17 protein-coding genes are annotated in these 26,585 nt (G+C 46.0%); 4 read left to right on the top strand and 13 right to left on the bottom strand.

Annotated elements, in window-relative coordinates; genetic code table 11:
* Nucleotides 1–62: 62 nt before the first annotated feature.
* Complete coding sequence (locus tag ACU37H_RS11475) at nt 63–593, bottom strand: GNAT family N-acetyltransferase (RefSeq protein ID WP_472701366.1); 531 nt, start codon at nt 591–593, stop codon at nt 63–65.
* 224 nt (nt 594–817) lie between these two features.
* On the opposite strand from ACU37H_RS11475, the gene ACU37H_RS11470 reads away from it, so the two are divergent.
* Nucleotides 818–1,972, top strand: a complete 1,155-nt coding sequence (locus tag ACU37H_RS11470; protein ID WP_472701367.1) for an acetyltransferase domain-containing protein — start codon at nt 818–820, stop codon at nt 1,970–1,972.
* A gap of 13 nt (nt 1,973–1,985) precedes the next feature.
* Here ACU37H_RS11470 and ACU37H_RS11465 read toward each other — a convergent pair whose 3' ends face one another.
* A complete protein-coding gene (locus ACU37H_RS11465; RefSeq protein WP_472701368.1) occupies nt 1,986–2,567 on the bottom strand; it encodes an AAA family ATPase in 582 nt (193 codons plus the stop codon).
* A gap of 319 nt (nt 2,568–2,886) precedes the next feature.
* Here ACU37H_RS11465 and ACU37H_RS11460 point away from each other — a divergent pair, with 319 nt between their 5' ends.
* The 3 genes from ACU37H_RS11460 (at nt 2,887) to ACU37H_RS11450 (ending at nt 8,303) form a co-directional block, all read left to right on the top strand.
* On the top strand, nt 2,887–4,113 hold the full coding sequence (locus ACU37H_RS11460) for a DEAD/DEAH box helicase (RefSeq protein WP_472701369.1): 1,227 nt from the start codon (nt 2,887–2,889) through the stop codon (nt 4,111–4,113).
* A gap of 339 nt (nt 4,114–4,452) precedes the next feature.
* Complete coding sequence (gene polA / locus ACU37H_RS11455) at nt 4,453–7,302, top strand: DNA polymerase I (protein ID WP_472701370.1); 2,850 nt, start codon at nt 4,453–4,455, stop codon at nt 7,300–7,302.
* Nucleotides 7,303–7,655: 353 nt separating this feature from the next.
* Entirely contained in the window at nt 7,656–8,303 is a 648-nt protein-coding gene (locus ACU37H_RS11450; protein WP_472701371.1) for a peptide deformylase, read from the top strand.
* Nucleotides 8,304–8,328: 25 nt separating this feature from the next.
* Here ACU37H_RS11450 and ACU37H_RS11445 read toward each other — a convergent pair whose 3' ends face one another.
* The 11 genes from ACU37H_RS11445 to ACU37H_RS11395 all read right to left on the bottom strand — a co-directional run bounded on the left by ACU37H_RS11445 (nt 8,329) and on the right by ACU37H_RS11395 (nt 26,550).
* The gene (locus tag ACU37H_RS11445; protein WP_472701372.1) at nt 8,329–8,736 is read right to left on the bottom strand and encodes a hypothetical protein; all 408 of its coding nucleotides are present in this window, start codon (nt 8,734–8,736) and stop codon (nt 8,329–8,331) included.
* Between the two features lie 82 nt (nt 8,737–8,818).
* Nucleotides 8,819–9,592, bottom strand: a complete 774-nt coding sequence (locus ACU37H_RS11440) for a glycoside hydrolase family 16 protein (RefSeq protein ID WP_472701373.1) — start codon at nt 9,590–9,592, stop codon at nt 8,819–8,821.
* A 140-nt stretch (nt 9,593–9,732) separates the two neighbouring features.
* Nucleotides 9,733–11,019 carry a DUF4302 domain-containing protein gene (locus tag ACU37H_RS11435; protein WP_472701374.1) on the bottom strand — a complete coding sequence of 429 codons (1,287 nt, stop codon included), beginning with the start codon at nt 11,017–11,019 and terminating at the stop codon, nt 9,733–9,735.
* Between the two features lie 4 nt (nt 11,020–11,023).
* Nucleotides 11,024–12,313 (bottom strand): DUF4302 domain-containing protein, encoded by a 1,290-nt coding sequence (locus tag ACU37H_RS11430; RefSeq protein WP_472701375.1) that lies wholly within the window; start codon nt 12,311–12,313, stop codon nt 11,024–11,026.
* A gap of 130 nt (nt 12,314–12,443) precedes the next feature.
* Nucleotides 12,444–13,304: a substrate import-associated zinc metallohydrolase lipoprotein gene (locus ACU37H_RS11425; protein ID WP_472701376.1), complete on the bottom strand. Its 861-nt coding sequence runs from the start codon at nt 13,302–13,304 to the stop codon at nt 12,444–12,446.
* A gap of 5 nt (nt 13,305–13,309) precedes the next feature.
* Nucleotides 13,310–14,794, bottom strand: coding sequence for a RagB/SusD family nutrient uptake outer membrane protein (locus ACU37H_RS11420; RefSeq protein ID WP_472701377.1), 1,485 nt, complete (start codon nt 14,792–14,794; stop codon nt 13,310–13,312).
* A 93-nt stretch (nt 14,795–14,887) separates the two neighbouring features.
* Nucleotides 14,888–18,256: a SusC/RagA family TonB-linked outer membrane protein gene (locus ACU37H_RS11415; RefSeq protein WP_472701378.1), complete on the bottom strand. Its 3,369-nt coding sequence runs from the start codon at nt 18,254–18,256 to the stop codon at nt 14,888–14,890.
* A 591-nt stretch (nt 18,257–18,847) separates the two neighbouring features.
* Entirely contained in the window at nt 18,848–20,194 is a 1,347-nt protein-coding gene (locus tag ACU37H_RS11410; RefSeq protein ID WP_472701379.1) for a DUF4302 domain-containing protein, read from the bottom strand.
* A 58-nt stretch (nt 20,195–20,252) separates the two neighbouring features.
* On the bottom strand, nt 20,253–21,650 hold the full coding sequence (locus ACU37H_RS11405; protein WP_472701380.1) for a substrate import-associated zinc metallohydrolase lipoprotein: 1,398 nt from the start codon (nt 21,648–21,650) through the stop codon (nt 20,253–20,255).
* 18 nt (nt 21,651–21,668) lie between these two features.
* A complete protein-coding gene (locus tag ACU37H_RS11400; protein WP_472701381.1) occupies nt 21,669–23,132 on the bottom strand; it encodes a RagB/SusD family nutrient uptake outer membrane protein in 1,464 nt (487 codons plus the stop codon).
* 19 nt (nt 23,133–23,151) lie between these two features.
* Nucleotides 23,152–26,550: a SusC/RagA family TonB-linked outer membrane protein gene (locus ACU37H_RS11395; protein WP_472701382.1), complete on the bottom strand. Its 3,399-nt coding sequence runs from the start codon at nt 26,548–26,550 to the stop codon at nt 23,152–23,154.
* Between the last annotated feature and the right edge of the window lie 35 nt (nt 26,551–26,585).

Here is a 26,585-nt window from a genome sequence, read left to right as displayed (position 1 = left end):
AACACTCAAATCTTCAGTTAACCAGGTTGTTATGATTTATCGGACTTTACAAAGGGGAGCCGTCATCGTAATAACTTCTCGAAAGCCTTTCTTGGAGCACCGCGCAACATAACTTCGCCGCAATATATATAATTTAATTTATTTAATATATGTAACATGGCTCCGTTATCAAAATTGGTATCTACCTTAATGCTGAAAACATCGCGAGCGGTAGCGAATGCTTCCAGCTCGCGAAACAAGAGGGTAGCGATGCCCTGACCCAGAAACTTATTGGAAACAGCGACCCGGTGCACTACCAGGAAGTCGCCGTTACTGAGCCAGGCGCCATTGATATGATCATAAGCCGGTTCATCATTGAATATCAGCGCCGCGTAAGCAGCAATACCCTGCTCGCCGGCCAACACATATCCCGTTTGATTCGTGATATCTTTTTGAATCGTTGTCGGATTGGGGTACCCGTCCTGCCACTGGCTGCTGCCATCTAATCTGCGCCGCTCAATGGCTTCCTGCAAAATCTCCCAGATTTCGCCCGCTTCTTCCTGCTTTGCAGGCCTCAGCTGCAAGGCATTTGTCTTTTGTGATGGATCGATCATTGTTTTTGCTTAATCTGATGCCTCATCCTAGTCAGCTAACCCTCCGGTTGACATCTTTTATACGCCGGCAGTTCTTTTTTTTATCCTGTTAACCGCCTTCTGATTAAAATATTAAAAATAATGGCGAAATTACGCAAACCTTGACGATTCAACAGCCCGATGAACCCATTCAAGGAAACAACTGTCTTTATGGATCGCCCCAAATACCTCAAAATTTTTTTTGTATGAAAAGAGTGCAAAGTATTGATATCATGCGCGGTCTTGTTATGGTGATCATGGTGCTCGACCACGTCCGCGATCTTTTTCATGAAACCGCGCTCACCCAACAGCCCACGGATCTGGCAACCACCACCACAGGATTGTTTTTCACCCGTTGGGTCACGCATCTTTGTGCACCGGTCTTTGTTTTTTTATCAGGAACCTCCGCCCATCTTGCTCAGCAGAACAAGCCTGATGTCGGCGCGCATCAACGGTTTTTATTAACGCGAGGCCTCTGGCTGATCTTCTTAGAGCTCTCGCTCGTGAACTTCGGGATTTGGTTTGACATCCATTTCAGCATTATCCTGCTCCAGGTGATCTACGCCATCGGCGCGGGATTTATCGGGCTGGGCCTGCTGTTGCGGCTGGGAGCCAGACCGATCCTGTACATCGGCTTGCTCATAACACTTCTTCATAACCTCCTGGTATCGCTTCCTATTCCGGAAGGCGGTTTATCGACTTTCATACAATTACTGTTTTCACCAGGATTTTATCCGTTAGGAGAAGGAAGAAACCTGCTCTATGCCTACCCACCCCTTCCATGGCTGGGCATCCTGCTCTCCGGATATGGAGCAGCGCGGATGCTGACGGGGGAAGACAACAAAACCAGGCGGCTATGTACCAGGACCGGTCTTATATTACTGGCAGGCTTTATTCTCCTTCGTTTTATCAACGTTTATGGAGATCCTGCGCCGTGGTCAGTACAAAAAAATGAACTGTTAACGGTCCTGTCGTTCCTCAACGTCACCAAGTACCCGCCGTCACTGCTTTACAGCTTCTTATTTCTGGGTATCATGTTTTTATTGCTGTCCGGCTTTACCAACAGCAACAATCGCTTCACGCGGATATTCACGGTGTATGGAAAAGTGCCCCTCTTTTTTTACCTGGTTCACTGGTACCTGATCCACTCCATGCTAATGATCGTGATCTTTCTCAGTGGCTTTACTTCGGACCAGATGGTGTTTGGCTTTAATTTCGGACGGCCCGACCGGTTTGGCTTCAGCCTCCCAGGTGTATATGCCGTCTGGATCGTTAGCGTTATTTTATTATATCCGCTATGCCAACGGTACGGTCGGTACAAGGTTCAAAACAAGCATAAAAAATGGCTGAGTTACCTGTGACGGACGGGCCGGGTCATTGAGCGTTATTCTTTCTGATCACATCCAGTACAAACCGGGCACGCAGTTCAACGGGACCTGTAGGCACTTCCACTGGATCATATCCGAGCGATTGATAAGTAGCTTTCATCTTCGAAAACGTGTCAAATGCTTCTTCCCATGTTTGTTTCCTTTCGCTATCGGCTTCGTAGATCTCCTTCCATGGCGGAAGAATAAATACTTTTTTATGGTAGCGGCAGCGGTGTACCCATTGCTGCATCGGCGCCGTCAGCGGGATATGTTCCATGTTCATGTAACAAACAGCATCCGGAATACCCCGGTCAAAAAATACCAGGTCGGTACCAAACATGTTAGCCCGGTCATAGGTTTGAACAGAGGCTTCCAGCATCAGCCGGGCATATTGCTGCTTGTTTCGCCAGGGCACCCCGTCTGCGTCCAGCGCTACCTGTTCCCGGATGATCCTCCGGGCATCTTCCGGCATTACCGCAAACCCCAGCGCCGCCAAATGCAGCACCAGCGTAGTCTTGCCGACACCCGGCCCGCCCGTGATCACATAGTATGTACTGAATTGATGGCTCATCAATAGTCTAAAGGTCATCCGCTACCGGTAAGAGAATACGCAAGCATTCCGTAGCGGACATCTAATATAAGCAAGGTTTAGGTATTTGATCAACAAAACCTGGTTTATAGTATTCAGGGGCTTCCGGGGTTTTACTAAGCAAGACGCTCCCGGTCTGACACCGTTCCTTCCATTTCTTTGGTCTTACCTGCATGCTCAAATTTCCTAAACGAGCATCCTCTTGCAGCCGGGCATTGATGCATGGTTTATGCGTTCATGCCGGGGGCTTCACCAGTTATGTTCCTGCAATCTCTAAATTATAACTACCTTTAGGCCCAAATATTTTTAAATAGTTCCCTTGAAATTTACAGATTTTAATTTTGATGAGCGCCTGCTGGAAGGCATTGAAGCATCAAACTACCAAAACGCAACCCCAATCCAGGAGCAAGTAATTCCGCACATTTTAGACGGAAAGGATGTGATTGCTTTCGCCCAGACAGGCACAGGAAAAACGGCAGCTTTTCTGTTGCCGCTGATCAATAACGTAATTAGTAAAGATACCGGCACCAACGGTATCAAATGTATGATCATTGTACCGACCCGGGAGCTGGCAGTTCAGATTGCGCAGCACCTGGAAGGTCTTTCTTATTTTACTTCCGTAAGCTCGATTCCCATCTATGGAGGGGGTGATGGCAACAACTTCGTACAGGAAAAAAGAGCGTTGACCATGGGTGCCGAATTTGTCGTGTGCACACCGGGAAAGATGATGGTCCATATCAAAATGGGCTATGTAAAGCTCGACACCCTGCAATACCTGGTGCTGGACGAGGCAGATCGCATGCTGGACATGGGCTTTTATGATGATATCATGTTTATCATCAATCACTTGCCTAAGAAAAGACAAAACCTGTTGTTTAGCGCCACGATGCCGCCCAAAATAAAAACGCTGGCGGAGAGGATCCTGCATCAACCGATCGAGGTGAGCATTGCGATGAGCAAACCCCCGGAGAAAATAGTGCAGCAAGCCTACCTGGTTTATGATGAGCAAAAGATCCCGCTGATCCTGCATTTGCTGAAGGAAAAGCAATACCGCTCGGTATTGATCTTTTGCAGTAACAAATTAAACGTGAAGCAGCTTACCCGCGACCTGAAAAGAAAAGGTATCCGCGCAGGAGAGATCCACAGCGACCTGGAACAGGGCGAACGCGAAGAAACGCTGATCCAATATAAAAGCGGAAGGCTGCCCGTGTTGGTAGCAACTGATATCCTGAGCCGCGGCATCGACATTGACAATATTGACCTGGTGATCAACTTTGATGTGCCGCACGATGGTGAAGATTATGTACACCGGATCGGCCGTACTGCCCGTGCGGCAGCGGAAGGCAGTGCTTTTACGCTTGTAAATATGAAAGACCAGCGTAAGTTTCAATCGATTGAAAAGCTGATTGGAAAAGATGTCGACAAGATGAAAGTGCCGGAGCATTTGGGTGAGCAGCCTGCCTACATGGCGCCGCGGAGAAGTGGCGGTGGTGGTGGTGGTAATAAAAAACGTTACTACAAGAATAAAGGCCAGCGACACAAATAAACCGCTCTTCATACAAACGCTTACCACTGGTACCAGGAAAACCTGGAGAGGGCCGTCCTTCACATGAAGGGCGTGGCGAAAGTCAAGTATACAATTGTCTATAAATCAGCCTTCTTTTTTTTACTGAGGTATCCGCCGGCGTGAAACGGCGCTTTGAGGCGGACGTGTTTCGAAATGTAAGAACTGTACGCTTGTTTTCTGATTATACGACCGTACTTCAGCAGTCTTAACAGGTAATCCAATGTTGAGTGCCATAGGCACGAGCCATCTATCACTGAGGCGCTGCACTCTGTTCATTTTTAGTTTATCATTTTATATTTACCGCTTACCTTAGCGCTTATGGAAAAAAAGTTGTTTCTGTTAGATGCATATGCCCTTGTTTTCCGGGCTTATTATGCATTGATCCGTAGCCCGCGCATCACCAGTAAAAATAAAAATACCAACGCCCAGTTTGGGTTTACCAATACATTAGTGGAATTGCTGAATAAACAAAAGCCCACCCATATGGCGGTTTGTTTTGACACACACGAACCCACCGAGCGCCACACGGATTATGCAGACTATAAAGCGAACCGCCAGGAAACGCCCGAAGATATCCTGATCGCGGTGCCGGACATTAAAAGAATTATCAAAGGATTTAATATTCCCTGTATTGAAACGGACGGTTACGAAGCAGATGATGTGATCGGCACGCTGGCAAAAAAGGCCGCCGCTGAAGGATACGACGTGTTCATGGTGACGCCGGATAAAGATTATGGTCAATTGGTGTCCGATAAGATAAAGATCTATAAACCCGGCTACCAGGGCGGCGACGTGGAGATCCTCGGCCCGGAAGAAGTGTGTGCCAAGTGGAATATTAAAAACGTGTCGCAGGTGATTGATGTGTTGGGGCTGATGGGCGACGCAGTGGATAATATCCCCGGGATTGCAGGTGTGGGCGAAAAGACGGCGGCTAAACTTTTAGCGGAATACGAAACATTGGAGAACGTGGTGGCCAACCCCGAAAACATCAAAGGCGCCCTGGGTAAAAAAGTCGTGGAAGGTAAGGACCTCGCTATCCTGTCCAAAAAGCTGGCAACGATCATCACGGACGTTCCGGTTGAGTTTCATGAAGAAGAATTCAAAGTAAAAGATTGGAATAAAGAAGCGCTGAAAGAAATATTCGGCGAACTGGAATTCCGCACCCTCGGTAAACGATTGCTGGGCGAAGAACCGGAGCCCGGTGCGGGAGCAACGGCCTCGGGCGAGAAGAAAGGCGCCGGCAAAGGGCTGCAGATCGACCTTTTCGGCAACGTGATCGGCGGCGATGCAGCGCCTGCAGCAGCGGCCCCGGCAGCTGAGGAAGATACCCCTTCGTTCAGCACGCTAAAAAAACTGAACGATGTACCGCATGATTATGTGGCGGTGACGGGTGCGCAGGCCATCACAGACCTCATCCAGCAATTATCGGCTTTCGATGAGATCTGCTTCGATACAGAAACGACCAATATTGATGCGAACCTGGCAGAGTTGGTCGGCATGAGCTTTTCAGTGACCCCAGGCACCGCCTACTGGGTGCCCTGTCCGGCCGATCGCGCAGAAACCGATCAGATACTGGCATCCTTTGCGCCGCTTTTTGAAGATCCCGCGAAGACCTGGATCGGACAAAACCTGAAGTATGACCTCCTCGTCATGAAATGGTATGGCGTCGAGATCAAAGGCAAATTGTTTGATACCATGCTGGCGCACTATGTGATCGAGCCGGATGGCAAACGCAGCATGGACCAGCTCAGCGCTAAATACCTGGGCTACGAACCGATACCGATCGATGAACTGATCGGCAAAAAAGGAAAGCAGCAAGGCACGATGCGCGATGTGGAGCTGGAGAAGATCACGGACTATGCGGCAGAAGACGCGGACATCACGCTGCAGTTGAAAGGTATCTTCACCCCGCTACTCGCAAAGAAAGAAGTGCAGCGCGTATTCGATGAAGTGGAAAACCCTTTGTTGCAGGTGTTGACTGACATGGAGTATGAAGGAGTGAAGATTGATGAGCACTTCCTGAAAGCCTATTCCCAGGAGCTGGAAAAGGACGCAATTGAAGCAGAGAAAAAAGTGTTTGAAATTGCCGGTGTCCGCTTCAACCTGGCATCGCCTAAGCAATTGGGGGAAGTACTTTTTGATAAATTAAAACTGGATCCCTCGGCCAAGAAAACAAAGACCGGTCAGTACCAGACGGGTGAAGATGTGTTACAAAAATTAGCTGCGAAAGGACATGGTATTGCTGAAGAAATTATTACTTTTCGCGAACTGACCAAACTGAAATCAACCTATGTTGATGCATTACCTCAACTGATCAATCCGAAGACCGGTCGCGTGCACACGACTTACGGTCAGGCAGTTGCCGTGACAGGAAGGCTGGCGAGCAACAATCCCAACCTGCAGAATATCCCCGTAAGGACGGATCGCGGAAAAGAGATCAGGAAGGCCTTTATCCCGCGCGATACAGGCCACGTGCTGCTTTCGGCGGACTACTCACAAATTGAACTGCGTATTGTTGCGGGTATCAGCGGAGACGAAAACATGGTCAAAGCCTTCAAGAGCGGTATTGACATTCACACCGCTACCGCCGCACAGGTGTTTAATGTGCCGCCGGAAGAAGTGACCAAAGAAATGCGCTATAAAGCGAAGAGCGTCAACTTCGGGATCATCTACGGACAAGGGGCTTTTGGCCTGGCCGATAACCTGGGCATTTCGAGGACAGAGGCGAAGGCGATCATCGACAGTTATAAAAAGGAATTTTCAGGCATCCAGCGATACATGGACGATACGATCAATTTTGCCCGGGAACATGGCTACGTACAAACGCTGATGGGTCGCAAACGCTGGCTGAAAGATATTAATTCCAGCAACTTTACGGTGCGCGGTTTTGCAGAACGAAACGCCATTAACTCACCTATCCAGGGTACCGCGGCGGATATGATCAAGCTGGCGATGCAGAAAGTACATGGCGCCATGAAGCAGGCCGGCATGAAAAGCAAAATGATCTTGCAGGTGCATGATGAATTGATCTTTGATGCGGTAAGGGAAGAAGTACAGGAGTTGAAGCCATTGATCCTTGAAAATATGGAAGCGGCGCTGCCACTGCCTTTTGGCGTACCGGTGATTGCCGAATGCGGAGAAGGGGAGAACTGGCTGGAGGCGCATTAGGAAAACGAGGGCTTGGTAATCAGCCGGCTCATGTCTCTGTAAACCACATAGATATTAACGTTTTTGTGTCTTTAGGTCTATGGGAATAGTTCATGCAAATATTGAATTAATAAATGCCGGGGCTATTGAAATGGCCCGTCGCCACATTAGGCAGGCTGTTTGCAATGCAATTGTTTTGCCGGGAAATAATGAACCGTTGCCTGGCGCTATTCCGATGGAAGAAATGCCTGCACGTCTTCCTTCTTTTAAATTGTTGAAGCAGGTCAGGCGGGGATGTATTAATTCATCCGCAAAGAAGCGAGCTGATTGTAAACCCTGAACACCCTTACTTTGCCCAGCTAAGTTTAAAGTAAATGGTTAGACCTTTTATCCTTGCAGTGGTTCTCTTTATATCAAAGAGTATTGTTGCGCAGAATTTTACAGACGCGGAAAGAAAGATCATCCGAAGTGGTGATACTTCCACCATGTTGCGCGTTATACCCTTGTCGGAACCGGCAGGCGCGATGGCGCTCAGGAGCCAGTCGAAAGACATCGCGTTTAATGACCCTTTATTGCCGCTGCTGAAAAAGCGAATGTTACTCGCCGTATTAGACAGCAGCCACCAGGGCGTAGGTATCGCGGCACCACAGGTGGGCATCAACCGAAACCTGATCTGGGTGCAACGCTTTGATAAACCCCAACAGCCTTTTGAATTTTATATCAACCCCAAGATCGTCTGGCGCTCATCGCTATTGTGCCAGGGACCTGAAGGCGACCTGTCCTTTGAAGGTCACGGCGATGTCGTCAGGAATTTTTCCGTTATGGTGTCTTATACTGATATTGACGGGAAACAGCATATAGAGGTGCTGGAAGATTTCACTGCCATTATCTTCCAACATGAAACCGATCATTTATACGGAACGTTGTTTACCGATAGAATTGCAGAACAGAAAAACAAAAACTATGTTCCTTTTGCACCAGTAAGAGCAAAAAATTTATTGACGGAAGTAATTGCTGAATAGCGCGATGCCAATATCTGCATGTATTTTACTCAACAGGCTCTACTGACAACCTTTTGGCGGAAAATGATTTATTAGAATAGGATAATATCTGCCACTTTTCTATTGTCCTCCCACCCCAGTAAGCCCCATTCAGCGTCAGAACATCGTTCTCAAAACTCCAGGAGCCATCGTAGTCAGCGTAGGTCATAGGCGTACCGCACCAACTGCCGCTTCCACGGATAATCAGTTTTCCTCCGTCCTTAAGAACATATCCATACTGATCGGGTTTAAGACCTGATGTTTTCTCATAAGTGATGACTTCGTCACGGTAATCCGTAGCCGTCCAGCTGCCTACTAATATGCCGGAGCTTTCGTCAATGGCATCACTTTTCGAACAAGATATTAAGCCTAACAGCGTAAAGCAAAGAACAAACAAGATTGGTATCTTTCTCATAAACAAACATTTTATAATAAGAGAACGTCGGGAGTCATGAAATCGCAACAGTTGAAAAAAGATCTCGCTTGTTTTGAGGAGCTTATTGATAAACCCGCACGTAGTCTATCTCCATCTTTGCCGGAAAGATCTTGTCATCAATGCCCTTTTGTCCGCCCCAGTTGCCCCCAACGGCGATGTTCAGTATGAGATACATTTTATTATCAAAGGGCCAGGATCCGTATCCGTCATGCTCATTTGCAAAAGAAAAGATGAGGCTGTTATCCGTAAACACTTTAATAGCATCTTTGCTCCATTCCAATTTATAAACATGAAACGCCGAGGATGCTGTTTCTATAAAAGCTTTAGCTGTCTTTTGTGTACCGATCACATGGTTGTATTTTTTGCAATGAACAGAAGCATGTACCCAGCCCTGATCATAGCCGACATGTTCCATAATATCAATCTCGCCATCGTCCGGCCATTTCTTCATGTTCTCCGCCAGCATCCAGATCGCAGGCCAGGAGCCACGTCCTTTGGGCAACCTGGCTCTCACTTCAATGGTACCATATTGCCAGGCCGCTTTTCCTCTTGTCACTAATTTGGCCGAGGTGTAAGGGTGCCCGTCCCGCTCTTCTTTTTTAGCTGTTAGAATTAGATGCCCGTTGTTGACCCGGACGTTACTGCTGTCCCGGGTGTAATATTGCTGTTCGTTATTTCCCCAGCCCTTGTTATTCCCGAGGTCGTAAGCCCATTTGGTACTGTCGGGCGCACCGGAATAACTGAATTCGTCGGACCAGACTAACTGTTTATGCCGGGTTTGTGCAGTGACGGCCAGGGCCAGCAGAAGTGACACGTTTATTAGCAAGAATCGCATTGGAACATTGGTTTATATCGTTAAGTTAATCCGTTACCTGTTACCAAACAAATTTTACCCCCGTATATCGATCCCTGTAAAAAAGAAACCGCCTCAAATTATTTTAAGGCGGCTTTCTATTCAATACCTTCTTGCTGCAGTTACCTGAAAAATATCCAATTCTCAGCATTATCTGCCCGCACCAGGACGATCTGATTGTTGATGGTCTTCAGCACATACAAACCGACGGGGTTTGTATAAATAGCCAGGTTATTATTTTGCATAGCGACAACAGTAGAATTACTTGCGGCTGGAAAGTCGCCGACATGTGAAAATTTTAAACGCCCATTATCCGTACTATGCGCTATACGCTTATCTCCAGCATACCAATACCATCCCGGGAAATAAGCAAGGCCAATTCGATGAAAGTCCGAGTTGTTTAAATTCCTGTACCCAAAAATGCTTTGAAGCCTGGAATTAAATGCTTTCATACCTAACAGATCTCTTTGTCCGCGAGCGCTCCAACCATATTCAGACAACCATAGGCCAAAACCGTTTACATCCGCAGTATTGACCTTTAGAAAGTCGTTTACAGCCGATTTATAGAAAACGGGCTTTACTGCGTTTTGAATATTCCCTTCCGAAAAGATTGCTGTGGCGCTATCACTAAGCTTCGGCTTACTTAGGGATGAAATTGAAACTCCGTTTACTGTTAAGGGAGTAGCAAGCCTGATATCCGTTAATCCGTATTCAAAGCTTGTTGTATGTAGTTTTTCTTCCGAGCCATCAAGATAGTGAAAGACGAGATTGTTGTCAAGGTCCAGGTAAAAGAAAAGGTCAACTCCTTTATAATTCATGTTATAAAAGAACTTTGGTCCATTGTCGATTAGCTCTTTAACTTCGATCAGTTCCTTGAATTTGTCTTGCTTATAAATTTCAGCTGTCTCTTTTGTTGTCGGAAAAAGTTTCATCGTGTTTCCGAATGTATCTCCCAGAAAAACCAATGTGTCATTGGTATTATACCTAAAGGAATATACGGAGTCGAGTCTGGTATGTGCAGCAAGCAGCTCTCTGTACCTCGTGATAGAGCCGCCCTTCATCGCTTTAAATTTTAACTTAGGCACGTACCTGTCGGCATATAATTCATATTCGTTGGCTGTGCTATAAGCCGCATATTTGGCACTATAGTCGCAGGCAAACCCAAGTGACCGGGCTTTATCAAATTGGCAATACCCCTTTACCTCTTCAATATTGTTAATTACACTTTCACTTATAACAAAGCTCCAGCCATTGGCAGCAGCCATCAGCTCTTCAGATAACTCTTGAGCTGCTTTATCTCCATCGGCAAAGGCAGGCTGCACCTCATAAGCTGCTTCTTTGTCTTTACTACACCCAGCCGCTATGATCAGGGGCGTCAATAGTATAAATACTAATTTTTTCATTTCCATTAGTTTAATAGAATTTAATCCATAGTTTACTGTCGGCCTTACTAACGAGATCGTAAAAGCCGTCTCCTGTTTTATAGACATAGAAGCCTTCGGGGCTTAAAAGCTTCGCGTGTATATCTCTGGCCTTTGCAGCTAATGTCCCACCTGGATTTGTTCCCCCCGAGAAGTTTTCGGTGTATTTAATAACTCCGGAGGTAGCAATATTACCTCTGAATGTTCTTATGTATTTTGTAGATTCGCCAGACTCATTGAGATACTCTATATAGAACGCATCATAATTATCAATGAAATATCTCTGCTTATAATAAAGCCCCAATAGTTTCGGCTCCTTTAATATTTGGTTATAATCTTTTACACCGTTAAGTATAAAGTTCCCGGTAGTGTAGGTTTTGGTGTATTTTCCAAACAAGCTAATCGGCCCGCCGGGATCAACAATAACCGGTTCTTCCTGGTTGGTTATTACGGCCTCCTGCTCACCGTTAATTTTAAACGTGGCTTTACCTCCGGCGATGTCTACCTTCAGGTCTTTTAATGATTGAAGCGATAAGGTTTTATGTACGAAAGGATTTCTTAAAATGATACCGCTGGGCGATGGTGCAAATTCAGTGACATAATTTTTAACCTTGCCGCTGTCGGGATAGGTAAAGCTGATCGTACTTTTTTCAACACTGATACTCACTTCATAATCCTGGCCGTTAAAACTTAACTTTTTGTGATAGTAGGGAAACCGGTCAATATCTTCAACTGACTTCAAATAGTCATAAGTTTGTTTCACATAGTCCTCCGATTCATTTGCTTTTGCCCTCACTAATAACAGATCACTTTTTCTGAAGTTGCCCTGTAGCTTGATCGTATCTTTAGAAACTGATAAAAATGAAAATTCAAAATCAGAGCCGGCACCAACCGAATAAGTTCCGCCATACTTCGTAACTGCAGGATCAGCCAGCTCATGGATGTAAGAGTAAGTGTCGAAGTAGAGGCTGGGTACCTGCGGCGCTCTAAGCGAATAAATGGCTTTATGCGCAGTGGTTGCAGACTCGTTATTTAACGTAGCGTAGGTCGACACATAGTAGTCTTTTCCAAATTTAAACTTGAAAGTAAAGCCACCGCCGCCGCCGGGATACAGATAACCGATCCACCCGTTTTCGGCTGACGTTAATAGGTTGTAATATTCTTCCAATGTTGCACCGAGGCGGGCATCCGGGCGTTCGTCGAAATTATAGTCTAGCTTCTTGTCGCAGCTAATGCCTGCGAACATTAAAATTGTATATATTAAAACAGAAAGTTTTTTCATGTGTTGGTTTTTTATTTTTAACTACACCCTCTTACCTGACTGATTGAGTGGCGGCGCTGACGGGGGAACAATTTATTTTAGCCTGCTTTACAGAATATTACTGACAAAGCAGAGCGGTCCGCTCGCCGCATTAGGCTTTGACAATCGCCGTTATCGCCGCCTGGACTTTTGCTTGCAATGCTCTAAAGTCCATCTTCAAAACATCTTTATAGTACTTGACCACTATTTCCTCTTTTTTACGGAAGGTTGCCGCTACGCCGGGATTATCCGTAATCAATTTTTCAAACGCACCCTGGCCTCTGACCAGCAGGAAGGCGATGGTCTCCACAAAGTCTTCATTAGGATCCTGCTTGGCGTAGTTTCTGACAAAGCCCTGAGCCTGCGCATCCGGGGTACTCGTGTTATTCCAGGTTGCGGTATACCATTGTGAGTTTCCCGGAATGGTTCTCCACTCCTGAGGGAAAAATTTAGTTTGGTGAATAATGTGCCCAAACTCATGATGGATGGTATATAAATAACCCGTTACGCTCGAGCTGTCACGTGTGTTTAAGTCGTTCACGCCCAGGATCACAATTTTAACACCTCCCTCTGCCGTACCTAATGTGATGGTACCGTTGGTATTGTACTCCCAGGAACCCGCTAAATAAAATTTAGAGAAGTTGTATACGCGAAGAAAATCTTCGCCGATAACAGCCTTATATGCATCGATCCAACCTTTTAAAATCACATCGAGCATTGGCGTCACCGCCTCGGCTTTTGGAGGAACAATGGATTTGGAAAAGTTTACTCTCGATGGATCCCACCGGTATTCCACCTCCACGTTGTAAGGGTAGGTGAATTTGTCGTAGATGTATTGATCGATTTCGTTTCTTTCAAATTGATGCCCCCCCAGGCCGAGTATGGGTTCTGTTGGCAAAGTCTCTTCCTTATTACAGCTATTGAAAAAAAACAGAAAAGACAGGGCGCCTATTATTAGTTTATTTAGTCTCATCGTGATTAATTTTTAGGGTTTTCTTCAATTCCGGATAACACCACCTCCTCAGGCATTTCGAATAGCCGGTCAGGATCGTCTGGACCAAGCGTGTAGGTAGCAGCATTGTCGTAAGTTGTATGCACTACCGGTATCCTATGTCTCAAAATGTCAAAATACCTTAGTCCTTCAAAAAGAAACTCCCGCCTTCTGAAATCCAGCACGGTTTTTATGAGTCCTTCCTTTATATCCTTAGTGTTATAGAAGCTTTTTACTTTAGCTTCCGTTATTTTGAATTCAGTTTCCTTATACGAATCAGCAGTATTTCCCGTCATGAACTTGGCCCTTGCAAATTGATTTAAATCTCTCAATGCACTTTCATTGTCTCCCAAATTAGCATAGCATTCTGCCCTGTTTAGTAAAAGCTCGTCAACGGTAAGTGCTACATGGGTAATATAAGCGTAGCCAAAGTTTGCCTGAAGACCGCTCCTTACAAAATGTTCGTACCATTTTGGATGATTATAATATATCACGTTGCCATACAACATGTAGCCATACGTGCCCGATCCGGTTACGTTGCCTGTAAAAAACAGTTCCGCATTTAGCGCAGTAGTAAGCCCATACCGGAACCCTGCATACTCCCTGGCCAGTAAAGACCGGGCTTCAATGACTAAAAGGTTAGTTGGGTTTTCAGGCGAACTGGAATAAACAGCTTTGTCGTAATATTCCAAAGACCTCCAGGCAAGCGTATTTTGTTTTCGTAAAAATGGAAACAGGTTTTCCCCGTAAACCTCGTTTGCATGCATCACAGCTTTTGCGTAGTCTTTTTTAAACATATAAAACCGGGCTGCAAAAGCATTAGCGGCTGCTTTGGTAAAATGATATTTAGGAACCTGGTACTTGGAGTCATCAATTAATGGCAGACCGGCTATAATATCTTTTTCAATCTGGTCGTATACATAGGCTACTGTTTTCCTTTCATATTTCGTGATTACTTTCTTTCCAGGTTCTGTCACATATGGAATGCCAGGGTCGGTATCTGCCGTATGTTCATCATAAACGGGGGCATATAACGCTACTAACATAAAGTGGTTGAACGCCCGTGTGATGTATGCCTCTCCTAAAAGCGAGGGGTCTTTTTCACTTTCAGGCAAATTATGATACGCTTCAATTGCAGTATTGGCATAAGCAATAGCCTCGTATGTTCTATTCCAGAAATAAACCGGTCCATCTTCTTGTTTAGCATCTACCACCTTTTGAAATTTCCAGGGATCAGCGTTTTTAGATATTTCGGGGCGTTCTATTCCCTTGTCCTGTGCATTATCGGAGGCCGACTCGGTAAAAGCAACATAAGAGGCTTTTGCATAAGCATTGGTTAATAGTTCTCTTATTTTGTCCGGTGTATCGGGATCAGGTCTTAGATCAGGGTTTTGGGAAAGGAATTTTTTACATCCCAGCAAACCGGCCGATGCGATCAATAGTATGAGGAATATTTTTATTTTATTGTTCATGTGTTAATATTTTATTTTCTCTTTTTATCACAACCTGAACGCCCACCGGCAGACGCCAATATGGCCGGACAGGCAGGAACTGTACCTATCGCTTTATAAAGACGCTTTAATGGAAACCGTATATTGCTTTGGAATCGGTAAAGCCACGCCACCACTTCCATAAAACTCCGGATCCTGTCCATTCAGTTTCTTATCAGCATAAATTAACAATGGGTTGTTTGCAGCGAGATTTAATGAAACATTTTTAAGACCAATTCTCGAAGTCACCTTGTCGGGAATCGCATATCCCAGCCGCACTTGTTTTAGTCTGACAAAACTTCCATCAGCAACCCTTGTGGTTGAGTAGTTATACGCATTGTATGTTTCTCTCGGCAATGTGTTTTTGGTTCTTACATCGGGAACTGATGGCGCCAGAGATTCGTAAGGCAACAAAAACCTGGTAATGAAATCGTAACTGTATGCGTCAAGATCCGAGTACTCCAACTTATAGCGTGGGTTTAATCTCACTTTATTGCCGGTACTATATGTGACCAAAACGGCGAGATCAAAGTTTTTGTATTTAAACATATTGGAGAAGCCGCCTGTAAACGTAGGATCAACCGGTCCTTCATAGATCAGGTAATCGGTGACAATCGACTGCAGATTGATGCCGTTGGACAGCGCTCCTTTCTGATTGATATAATTGGGGGATCCTACCAGCTCATCCAGTTTTTCAAAATTTATAGAAAACAGTCCACGGTAGGGGTATCCTAATTTAGGACCGCCGATGCCACTAACCAGGCTCCAGATATTAGGCTGGTTGATCATCCTGGTGATCTTCGAATTGGTATAGGCGTTGGTTAACTGTGTTGTCCAGCTAAAATCGTTCAATTTTAAAATGTTCGCTCTAAGCAACACTTCGACACCTTTCGAATTCATGTCCGCGTGATTCGCAAACTTGTAATTCTCTCCATCGATACCACTGGTATAGATGCCATTGATCAGGTCAAAGCCATTACGATCGTAAAGATCAACAGCAACCGTAAACCGCCTGTTTAAAAAAGTGGCGTCCACCCCGATATTCGTTTCGTATTGCTTTTCCCATGTCAGGTCTTCATTAGCAAGATATTTAATGGCAAGGTTCGGTTCAACATTGTTAATTCCAAAGCGTTTGGAGTTATTAGATTCCAGCCAAAGCGTTGCATTTTGTGCAGCCCCCGTACTGGCGGTAAGGCCATAAGTAGCCCGCAGGCTAAGTATATTGAAAAAGCTGTTGTTTTCCATAAACCTTTCCTGATCTATATTCCAAGATCCCGATACACTCCATGTAGGTAACCACCTGGTGCGGCTTGAATTGCCTAAACGGTTTGAGCCATCAAATCTTCCATTCAATGCTACCTGGTATCGCCTGTCAAAAGAGTAGTTGGTAGCTCCGGCAAACGCAACAAACCTGTCGAAGAAAGGCGTTACGCCGTAGTAGTTTTGGCTGCCTTCCACTTCTCTTTTTATTGCGTCAGCGTCAATAAACGGAACTCCCCCTCTGGAATACTGAATCCCGTATCCTCTGAAATCATCTGTAATACGATCTAAATATCTTAACTCCTGTGTACCTAAGAGTTTAATAAAATGCTTATTGAAGGTTTTATCCCAGGTAAGGCTATTCCGGAAGTAGTAACTTTTCAGATTGACATTGGACTTCATATAAAGCCCACCATATGGCAACACAGACTTGGGAAGACCATCAGGATCTTCGGGATCAATATACAGAAACCGGTTACTCCCGGCTATGGTGCTGTTTTCGCCATTAACACCATAGCGGGTACCAGCTCTGTAGGCTTCCGCCATATTTGAATTGTCCAACACCTTATGTTCTGTATTGGACAGCATATACCGGTACGACCCCAGGAAGTTATATTCAATACCAAAAGGCAGTTTGTACTGAAGCTCTCCCTGCACCGAGATATCAATCAACTTGAGGTCTATATAATTATTTTCCAGCTCGTTCAGGATATTAAAAGGCGCATAGTTCCTGGTCACGTACTCCAGGTTCCCGTTGTCATCGTGGGCTCTTACCACGCGGGAAGTATTCATGACATAAGAAAACGGATTGATATCAAACTCTCTTGAGACCGTACCGAATACGGCTTCGCTTACCTGGTTCAACGTGCCCGGTGCTCTTTGATCGCGAATGGAACCGTTTCCTTTTAACCCTATTGTTAGCTTATCGTTTACTTTAAAAGACCCTTTGGCATTGAAAGTGTATCGCGAAGCCTTATCTGCAACCGTCCAGCCATTATCCTTCAAATAGCTGGTAGAAAAATAATAACTCGCCTTGTCTGCACCACCAGATACATTAAGGGAGTGTTCATTCATGAAAGAATTTTTGAACAGTATTTTGAACCAGTCGGTGTTGGCATAAGCATATTTAGACAGGAAGGCATTTCGTGCTTCCGGTGTATTTTCGACCAGCGGCCTTCCATCGACCCAGGTTACCAGCGCTTTGGACAGTTTGCCGTAAGGGCCTGCATTGGGCATATTCTTAAACAATGCATAATCCAAAATGCCTTTTCTTTCCAGCTCTGCCATAACAGACATCTGATCGTAAGAGTTCATGATATCAAACTCATTATAGGTTGGCCTGAGGTACGAAGTCAGGTTGCCTGTATAATTTACTCTGGGCGGACCCGTTTTACCACTCTTTGTTTTTACGACAATAACACCGTTCATGGCTCTCGCCCCATATAACGCGGTAGCAGCAGCATCTTTTAAAATCTGGAACTCAGCTATATCATCAGGATTGAGGCCCGCAACTGAAGAACCTAAAAGTGTGTTCACATCGCCGGAAGCGAGCTGGTCGTTTGACACATTCACCTGGTCTTCTAACACGACACCATCGATCACCCAAAGCGGTTTATTGTCGCCCGTAATAGAGGTAGCTCCGCGTATCCTGATTTTAGGCGCTGCGCCAAAAGAGCCCGAGACGTTTTGCACTGAAACGCCCGCTACCTGGCCTTCTAACATACGGGAGGCATCTGGCACACCTGCTCTCTGGGCCTCTTCGGCATTGATTTTAGCAGTGGCACCGGTAAATAATCGCCGGTCAATATTCTGGTATCCTGTCGATACAACTGTTACTTCTTCCAGCTTTCCTTTTTCATCGCTTTTAAGCCGGAATTCTAAACTCTTTTGTTGTGAAAAGGTGATGGTGTATGGCTCAAATCCGACATAGGTCGCCTGCAATTTGTCGCCGCTTTCTGCATTGAGAGAAAATGCACCAAGTGCATCTGTCGTTGTACCGCTTTTTGTTCTCAGATTAGTAACGGTAGCTCCCGAAAGCGGCTTGCCTGCCTCATCCATGACCATTCCCGTAGCCTTAAATGATCCTTGCTGAGCAAAAGATATCTGCGGCAGCCAAATCAAAAAGGAAAAAATAAGTGCCGCATAGCCAGCGTGGTTCCTTACTCTTAGCGCAAACTTCATCATAAGCTGTAAATGTTAGTTTCTTAATAATTAAACACAAATAGCCCTGCATGCAACGATACTAAACAACCTTGCTTAAATCTTTAAGCACCGGCTTTAGTCATCCTACATGAGGGCTTATATTCTGCAACCTGATGATGTATTAGATACTATATAGCGGTTCTACTGCCTGTTACTTAATATAAATCGCATCATAGTCTCGGTAGTCAAGTAACCTGGTGTATAATACAGATAGCTGATTGTTCTAAATACAGATATTTCGGTTATCGACGGCAAAATTAGAAGTTTCCGTTCTTAAATCCAAAAAGCCTTGTTAAGGGCCTACAATTTTTATCAGACATATTTACAAAAAGGATGGCCTCTCTTACTTGAAAAAACCAAAAGTATTCAAATCGATCTTGAAAACGATTGCGCGTTGGTCTTCCGCCTTGTCAAGCGAGGTATCAAAGGTGTTCATTTGAAGAAGGCCATATGCAATACTTTAAGATAGCGCTTGTCGCCTGATAATTCTCTGCAAAGACGGTCAGCTCTGAGGTTTATATGCGCATAAAAAAAAGGGCCGCTTAGGCGGCCCTTTCCCAAAAAAAGCGTCTGCTATCTTAATACAAACGTCATGACAATCGAAGGATTGGTTACGCTGCTCATTTTGGCGTATACCGTTGTGCCGTCGACGTAATAATCAAAAACAATGTTGTTGTTCCTGATAAACGTGTCCAGCTGTGTTAGTATAGAACTTACATAACCACCGCTGGGTCCGCTCTCGTGGGTGAAGTCATACTCACCTGTTTCACTCACTTCATATTTGTAAACAATAGATGTCGTCCATCCGCTGGATCCACCGTTCTGGCTGGAGAATCCGTTCAGCGTAAGTCTTTTGTTGATGATATTCCAATCCATCGAAATCGAACCGAAATTGAAGACATAACCCGTATACCTGTTGTCCAGGTTGTAATGGAAGAAATTGAGGATCTCCGCACCGGCCGGTGATGTTCCGGGATAGATCGTTTTAAAGTTAGAGAACATTCCGGTGTACTTACTGCCCCATAATTTATACAATGGTAGTAACGGCGTCGGATTGTTTTTTACGAGATATTCTTTGCCGGAAGCATCATACAATGCTAACGTACTTTCATTCTTCAGCTCCAGTTTGGTGAACTGAACGCCGTTAAAACGAATGCCGCTGTCCAGAAGTGCCATCTGGTCTACGGTGTAGGCAAACTTTCCTACGGCAGATACAACTGATCCGTCGGTTTTAATTGCGGTAATTGTGACGCGTTTACCGGCAGAGAGATTGTTAGAGCTGTTTTGTTCCAGCGCCACTTTCTGAGCACCGTTATCCATTTCGATATAAGCATTCGGATTGTCGGAAAAAAACTTTTTGAAGGCATTGATTTGTGCCAGGTATCCGCCCGTGGTGTACTGCGCTTTTTGCGCAGCCGTCGCTCTGGCGAGCGCCAGCTTCTGCCGGTATCTTTTACCGATAAAAACAATGCTGTCGCTGGTTGCATAATCAAAGATGAAATCTATATCACTTCTGAACCCTTCCCGGATATTACCACCAAAGACAGAAGGAGTTGGGTCGTTCAACAGGGTAATATAGGTGTAGGTGTCAAAAGTAAGGGCCGTTCCCATGTCCTGCCTGATACGATATTGAGACTGACGCACTTTGCTCGACGTGCTGTCATTTAGATCGGCATACATGGTCACTACCTGGTTTTCATCAAACGTCATATAAAAGCCATAGCCGCCGCCAAGGCCTGTGGGCATCACACCCACCCAACCATCAGGTGCGCTGGTCAGGGTTGTTTTAACCAAAGCAATCTGCTCTGATATTCTTTCCTGCGGTGTTTCGTCAAACTTTGCCACATATGATTGCTTTTTACAACTATGCATGAGAAAAACTACCATTGTAAAAAGGAGAGTATATAGTATCTTTTTCATTCGTAAGTATTTAATACAGCTTTCGCTGCGATTATATTTTATACAACTACTACGCTATTTATAACCCGAGGCTACCCCATATATAACTGGTGGGACCTGTCTTCAGGGTGAAGCCGGCAGTTTTCGTAAACATGGAGGCCGGTGTGTTTACCGGTATCCAGTCTGCCACGAAAGTCCCGGATGTCAGGTAATCCTGTATCGTGGTAGTGAAAGTGGCCAGGAACAGGTTACCATTGTTAAATGTGGTACCGGTGCCCTGGGCAATCTTGGTAAAAGTTGTTTCGCCGGTGTTTGAGTTAATCGCCATACTAAAGCTGTAATCGCCGAAGTATTGGGTGCCTGCCGAGGAGCCGCCTGTCGCCGTAAAGGCTGCGCGCACTACCAGGGAAGTGGGTGTATCAAATCTCAATTGGATATAATCTACCGTATACTTTGCAGTACTGTTCAGAGCCAGCACGGCAGCAGCGAATGTGCGATAGGCTTCCGCGAAATCGGGAGAAATACCATAAGTATTATAAAGACCGTCATTGAGGTTAATGGTCATCGTTTTGTATAACCCCTGGTTCATCCAGTAAGGGAAGGTCACGGAGTTATCCTTCAACGAATCCTTGATATAATACTGGATCTCCTTTTGCAATGCGCGGTAGTCAATATTGAGCGAAGCGTTGAAATATCCCACCACATTCTGTTCCTTCGCACGCAGCGCTGCTGACCCCGTCGCGGAGCCGGTTGTTCTTACCCAGTTGTCAAACCAGGACTGTCCCTTTACCAAAAGGGCCGTATTGGTTTCTGCATAATCTTCCATAGCGTTCTGGCTGGCATAAGAAGAAACATAGCCCCATTTATGCGCCGAGTCGGCAGGTGTTGACTGCCAGGCACCATTGTAGGTAGACGCCGTGATCAGCGGAAAATCTGTAGGCATTACCACAAGCTGGTTGAGAATATGCGTAAACTCGTGGTGTATCACTCCTAATCTTCCGGTTACAAAAGAAGGAGTGTTGGAGAAGCTGTTGAGACCAAACAGGTTGACCCTGACACCACCGGAGGCGGTCCCTGCATAGCCTACATTGGATGCATCGTAGGACGTAGATCCGTAAAGCACCCATTGTTTGGGGATGGTTCTTTTTACAAAATTGTCTCCCGCAATTTTTTTGTAAGGCCACACGTAACCTTTCAGGACTGTTTCCATCATGGGCCTTACCGTTTCGGGACGCGGCGGCGCCACGTTGCGGTCTGCCTCGTGGTTGTACCGGTTGTAGCGATAGATCACATCTACATTGTACGGGTCCAGGAAGGTTTCCTTGATCCACTGATCCAGCTCTGCGTTAAGGATCGGATCGTCAGGGTTTAAACTGTTAATATCGATCGGCGTGAAGTCTTCTTTACGGCAGGAAGCCATAAGCGCGACGAGCGTGAAGCACACCAAACATTTAAAAATTATTTTATTATAGGTCATTTGTTTTCGGTTTTAATGTTATCTCTGATTTTGTTCTATACCTGCCTGAACCACCTGCAAGGGTATCTGGAAAATTCTCCGTGGATCTCCCGGCTCCAAAGTGATAGTGCTCTCTTCTCCGATGGGAGAATAAAGATTTTTAGTAACCGGCAAATGACGGCGTACCAGGTCGATCCAGCGAAGGCCTTCCTGCAGGAACTCTGCTTTCTTGGCGGTCAGGATCGTTTTGATAATGCCCTCTTTGGTATCCGAAATCGAGAAGAAAGCCATGATCTTCGCAGGAGTTACGGCATCAGTGGACGGGTTATACCCGGATACACGAACGCGATAGAAATCATTGATATCATTTAAAGCATTCTGATATTGATCTAACTCTGCATAGGCCTCGGCCCTGTTCATCAATGTTTCATCTACTGTCAGCATAATGGAAGGGAGATAAGGAAAGCCGGTGCTTGCCGTGGCGTAATAAAAGTACTCTCTCCATTTATACGTGGTGTAGTGAGGCAGACCATAGTTCAACACTTTGTTCTGAACGATCTTGCCGGTAACATTGGGCGCTGTAAACATTTCTACCAGCTTGGCACCATATCCATAGCGAGGTGTGGTATATATCCGCTGGTAGCCGGAGTAGGCGCTGGCCATCAGTAAGGTGGCCTTCACATCGCTTTTAGTGAAGTTGGTATTGAACTCAGCGATGCTCCAGTTCTTCATCGTGCCGGCGATGTCGCGCATATTGCTTACCCAGTCTCCTGAAGGCACCGTTTTGTTGGCATGGTCGATCACTTTTTGCCACTCACCTTTGAATAAGTAAAAGCGGGAGGCAAAAGCATGGGCGGCTGCGGGCGTGAAATGATACTTGGGGATCTTATAAGCCGAAGCACTCAACAGCTTAATGCCTTCTTCAAGATCTGCCTGTATATTATCATAGGTCGACTGCACCGTACCGCGCGTGTAAGTACCTTGTAACACCGTTTCGGGCTTCGTAACATAAGGAATACCCGGAGCGTTGTTGGCTCCGCCGATCTCATACGCCGTTGCAAAAAAGATGGCGAGCATGTGATGGGCGTAGGCACGGCAGACAAGCGCTTCGCCTTTGTAGGGCAGCACCGCATCACCAAAGTCGTTTTCTTCAATCGCTTCCAACGCCTGGTTGGCTGCAGCGATAGCCTGGTAACATCCGTTCCAGTAAGCCTCAGCGCTGTTGGTTTCGTCGCCTACTACGTCCAGCCAGGTATAATAATTCGTGATCAGGTCATTGACACTTCCCACGCCGGGGCCTTTATCTTCAGAGTTGTCAGAAGCGGCTTCTGTGAAAGTGAGATAATCGCGTTGCGGGTAGGCAGTACCTACCAACTGGGCCACTTTTTCTACCGTATTAATAGCCGTCCGGTTGTCAGGATTGACGTCGAGATATCTTTTACACGATGCCAGCATTACCAGCATCGTTGAAGTGATCAGTAATAATGTTCTATTATTTTTCATACACATATTGTATAGAGTTTTAGAATCCTAGTTTCAGTGATAAGGTTACCTGGCGTGCAGAAGGGAGCGCCACACCACCCGAAGCGAAGAACTCCGGATCCTGGCCGTTTAAACGCTCATCTGCATAGATCACCCAAATGTTATTGGCGACTAATGACAGGGAAGAGGAAGTCATTTTTAATTTTTCACTGATTCGTCTGGGTAACAGATAACTCAAGGAGATATTGGACAATTTGATATAATCGCCGTCTGCTACACGCTCTGTTGAATAGTTATACAGGTTGTAAGGATACACCGCGCTCACCTGGCTGCCTGAAGCATTTACAATCTGGATAGCAGTAACCTCGTCGATAATCGCGGGGATAGATGTTCTGGTTTCATCACCTGGCATCACCCACCGGTTGAGCATATCCTGGGTCATAGAAGCCATGTCAGAATATCCTGCTGAAATGCGCGGCGCTAAACGCAGCTTGTTACCGGCGGCAAATTTGATCAGCCCCGATAGCGTGAAACTCCTGTATCGGAAAGAGTTATAGAAACCGCCCGTGGTAATCGGATCAACAGGGCCTTCGTACACCAGGTTGAGAAACTCGTCGTCCTGCAAATTGATCTGCGTGGTTACGGGTCTGTCTTCACCGATGCCGATGAATTTGGGATAGCCAAAGTTGTGATCCAGACCGGCAAACTCAACGGAAAACAGCGCTCTCTGCGGATACCCTCTAACAGCGCCTCCTTCCTGCGATACACCATTCCAGATACTGGGCGTGGTTTCCAGGTACCGGATCTCATTTTTATTAAAGGAATAGTTGAACCTTGAGTTCCAGTCAAAGTCTTCGGTAGACACGACTCTTGCCGATAAAGTTATTTCGAGACCGTGACCAAACATAGTACCGTAGTTACCGGTCTTGGTTGCCTGGCCGCCGATGCCCGAGGTTTCAATGCTGCCGATCAGGTCGTGCATCCTGCGGGTATAGTAATCTACCTGCATGTTGATGCGATTCTTAAAAAAGCCCAGGTCCACCCCGATGTTCAAGTCCTTAGATTTTTCCCAGGTCAGTTCAGAATTTTCCAGGTCTGAAATGTAGGTCAGGGTTTCCTGGTCGTTGATATAAGGTCTTCTTGCGATCTGGTTGTAGAACGTGGCTGCTGAATTGGTGGCAGAGCCGATGTTTGCAGTCAAGCCATAAGATCCTCTCAACACAGCGTTGGACAAAATCTCATTTTCCGGCCAGAAGCTTTCCTGGTTGATATTCCATTTGGCTGCGACGTTCCAGGTGGGTAGCCATCTCGCGGTTCTGTCCATACCCATTTTGTTAGAACCATCATACCGGAAAGTGGGCGTAAATACATACTTGTTTTTATAGCCGTAGGTTGCGGTGGCCATATACGCCAGGAACCTGTCAATACCGGGACGCATACCAAAATAAGGACGGCCCTGTTCAGACGCACGCTTGAAATACAGGTAGTAGGGATTGGCCAGACCACCGTTTTCGAATTGATAGCCTACACCATCAAAGTATTCCGTCTGCCTTTCCGTACTGCGGGCTTCCATAGAAGCAAAAGCGCTTACGGCATGGTCTACATTGAATGTGCGGTTAAATTCCAGGTCTTGCCTGAGGTAATAGTATTTCAGATTGTCTGCTGATATATTATAAAATCCACCTTCAGGAAGGATAACGACGGGCAGGGAATTCGGGAAATCCGGGTTGCTATACAGATTTTCGTTGCTGCCGATCGTGGTGGCATCATAAGCAGCTCTGTAGGCCTGCGCCTTATTAGAGCTCTCCAATATATATGTTTGTTGCTCTGATTTTACATAACGGTAAGCACCGGTAGCCGTATATTCCAATTGCGGGATGATCTTGTATTTAACACTACCCTGCACCTTGAAATCCACCAAGCCCATTTTCATGTAGTTCGAATTGAGCTCATTGATGATATTGAAAGGAGCGAAATTGTTAGTGAAATATTCAAGATTCCCGTTCTCATCGTACGGGGTGATCATCCGGCTGGTATTCAGTACGAAGTTGTACGGGTTGATGTCGAAACCTCTGATGTAGGATCCGTACACCGGTTCAGACACGCGGAGTTCAGTGCCCGGCGCTCTCTGGTTCCGTACCGATCCGGAAGAGAGGATCTCCCCACGGATCTTGTCGCTCATTTTGAAGTTCATCCGGAAATTTCCTGTGAAACGTTCTACGCTGTTACCGATGGTTTGCCCGTTATCTTTCAGATAAGAAGTTGATGCATAGGTTTGAAATCTGTCCGTACCGCTTGAAACGCTTACGGAATGTTCCTGAACCAATGAGTTTTTAAATATGATATCGAACCAATCTGTATTGGCATTTGCATAACGCTGTAAGAAAGCATTCCTGCTGGCAGCGTCGTTGCGCAGTCCGTAAGCGCCATTGGTAGAGTCGTACAGGTTGATCAGCTGGTACATCTTGTTGACGATCCCCGCATTGGCACCGCTTACGGTGGAAGGCATCTGGAAATAGCCTTTATTGATCATTTCCATCGTGATGGACATCTGATCAGCGGAGTTCAATATGTCAAAGTCGGCATAGCTGGGCTTTATATACATGGAATAGTTTCCGGTATAATTGACCATGGGTTTGGTACCCTGCCGTCCTTTTTTAGTGGTCACTACTACCACGCCGTTCATGGCGCGGGCACCGTAGAGCGCTGTGGCAGCGGCATCGCGGAGGATCGTGATGTCCTCAATATCGGCGGGATTCACACCGGCTACAGAGGATCCGAGCAGCGTGTTCATATCACCCGTGGATAAGGCTTCGTTGGAAATATTCACCACGTCTTCCACGATCACCCCATCGATCACCCAAAGTGGTTTATTGTCTCCGGATAAGGAAGTGGCACCGCGGATACGCAGTTTGGGCGCGGCTCCGAAGGTGCCCGACACATTTTGTAAAGACACACCGGCGAACTGGCCTTCCAGCATTCTGGAGATGTCGGGCAATCCGGCTCTCTCTACTTCTTTGGCAGCCAGGGTTGAGCTCGAACCGGCAAAAAGCTTTTTGCGTACGTTCTGATAACCGGTGGTTACGACTTCTTCCATACTGGAGGCATCGTCTGTGAACAGTACCACGCTCAGGCTGGGCTCGTTGTTGTAGGCCTGAACCTTGGTGGCCCGGCCTATGTAAGAAAATTCGATCTGATCACCTTTTTTCGCACGGATAGAAAAGGACCCGTCTTCTTTTGTCTGAACCGCGACACTCGAATTCAGGATGTGCACGGTTGCACCTTCGATCGGGCGGCCCTGCTCGTCTATAACAGAACCGGACACCATTCCGCTGGTGTCTGACTGACCCCAGGAGTATGTAGAACAAAAAATCAGAAAAAGGAAACTCCAGGAAAATAGCTTAAGGCATTCCCTGAAACGGGAACATTTTGTCGTCATAAGCAATAGGTTTAGATTTTTTTTAATGTTTATTA

It is taken from the genome of Niabella sp. ZPM-14, assembly GCF_055693045.2.
The sequence above is the reverse complement of the archived record's forward strand: the minus strand, read 5'-3'. Positions and strand labels throughout refer to the sequence as shown.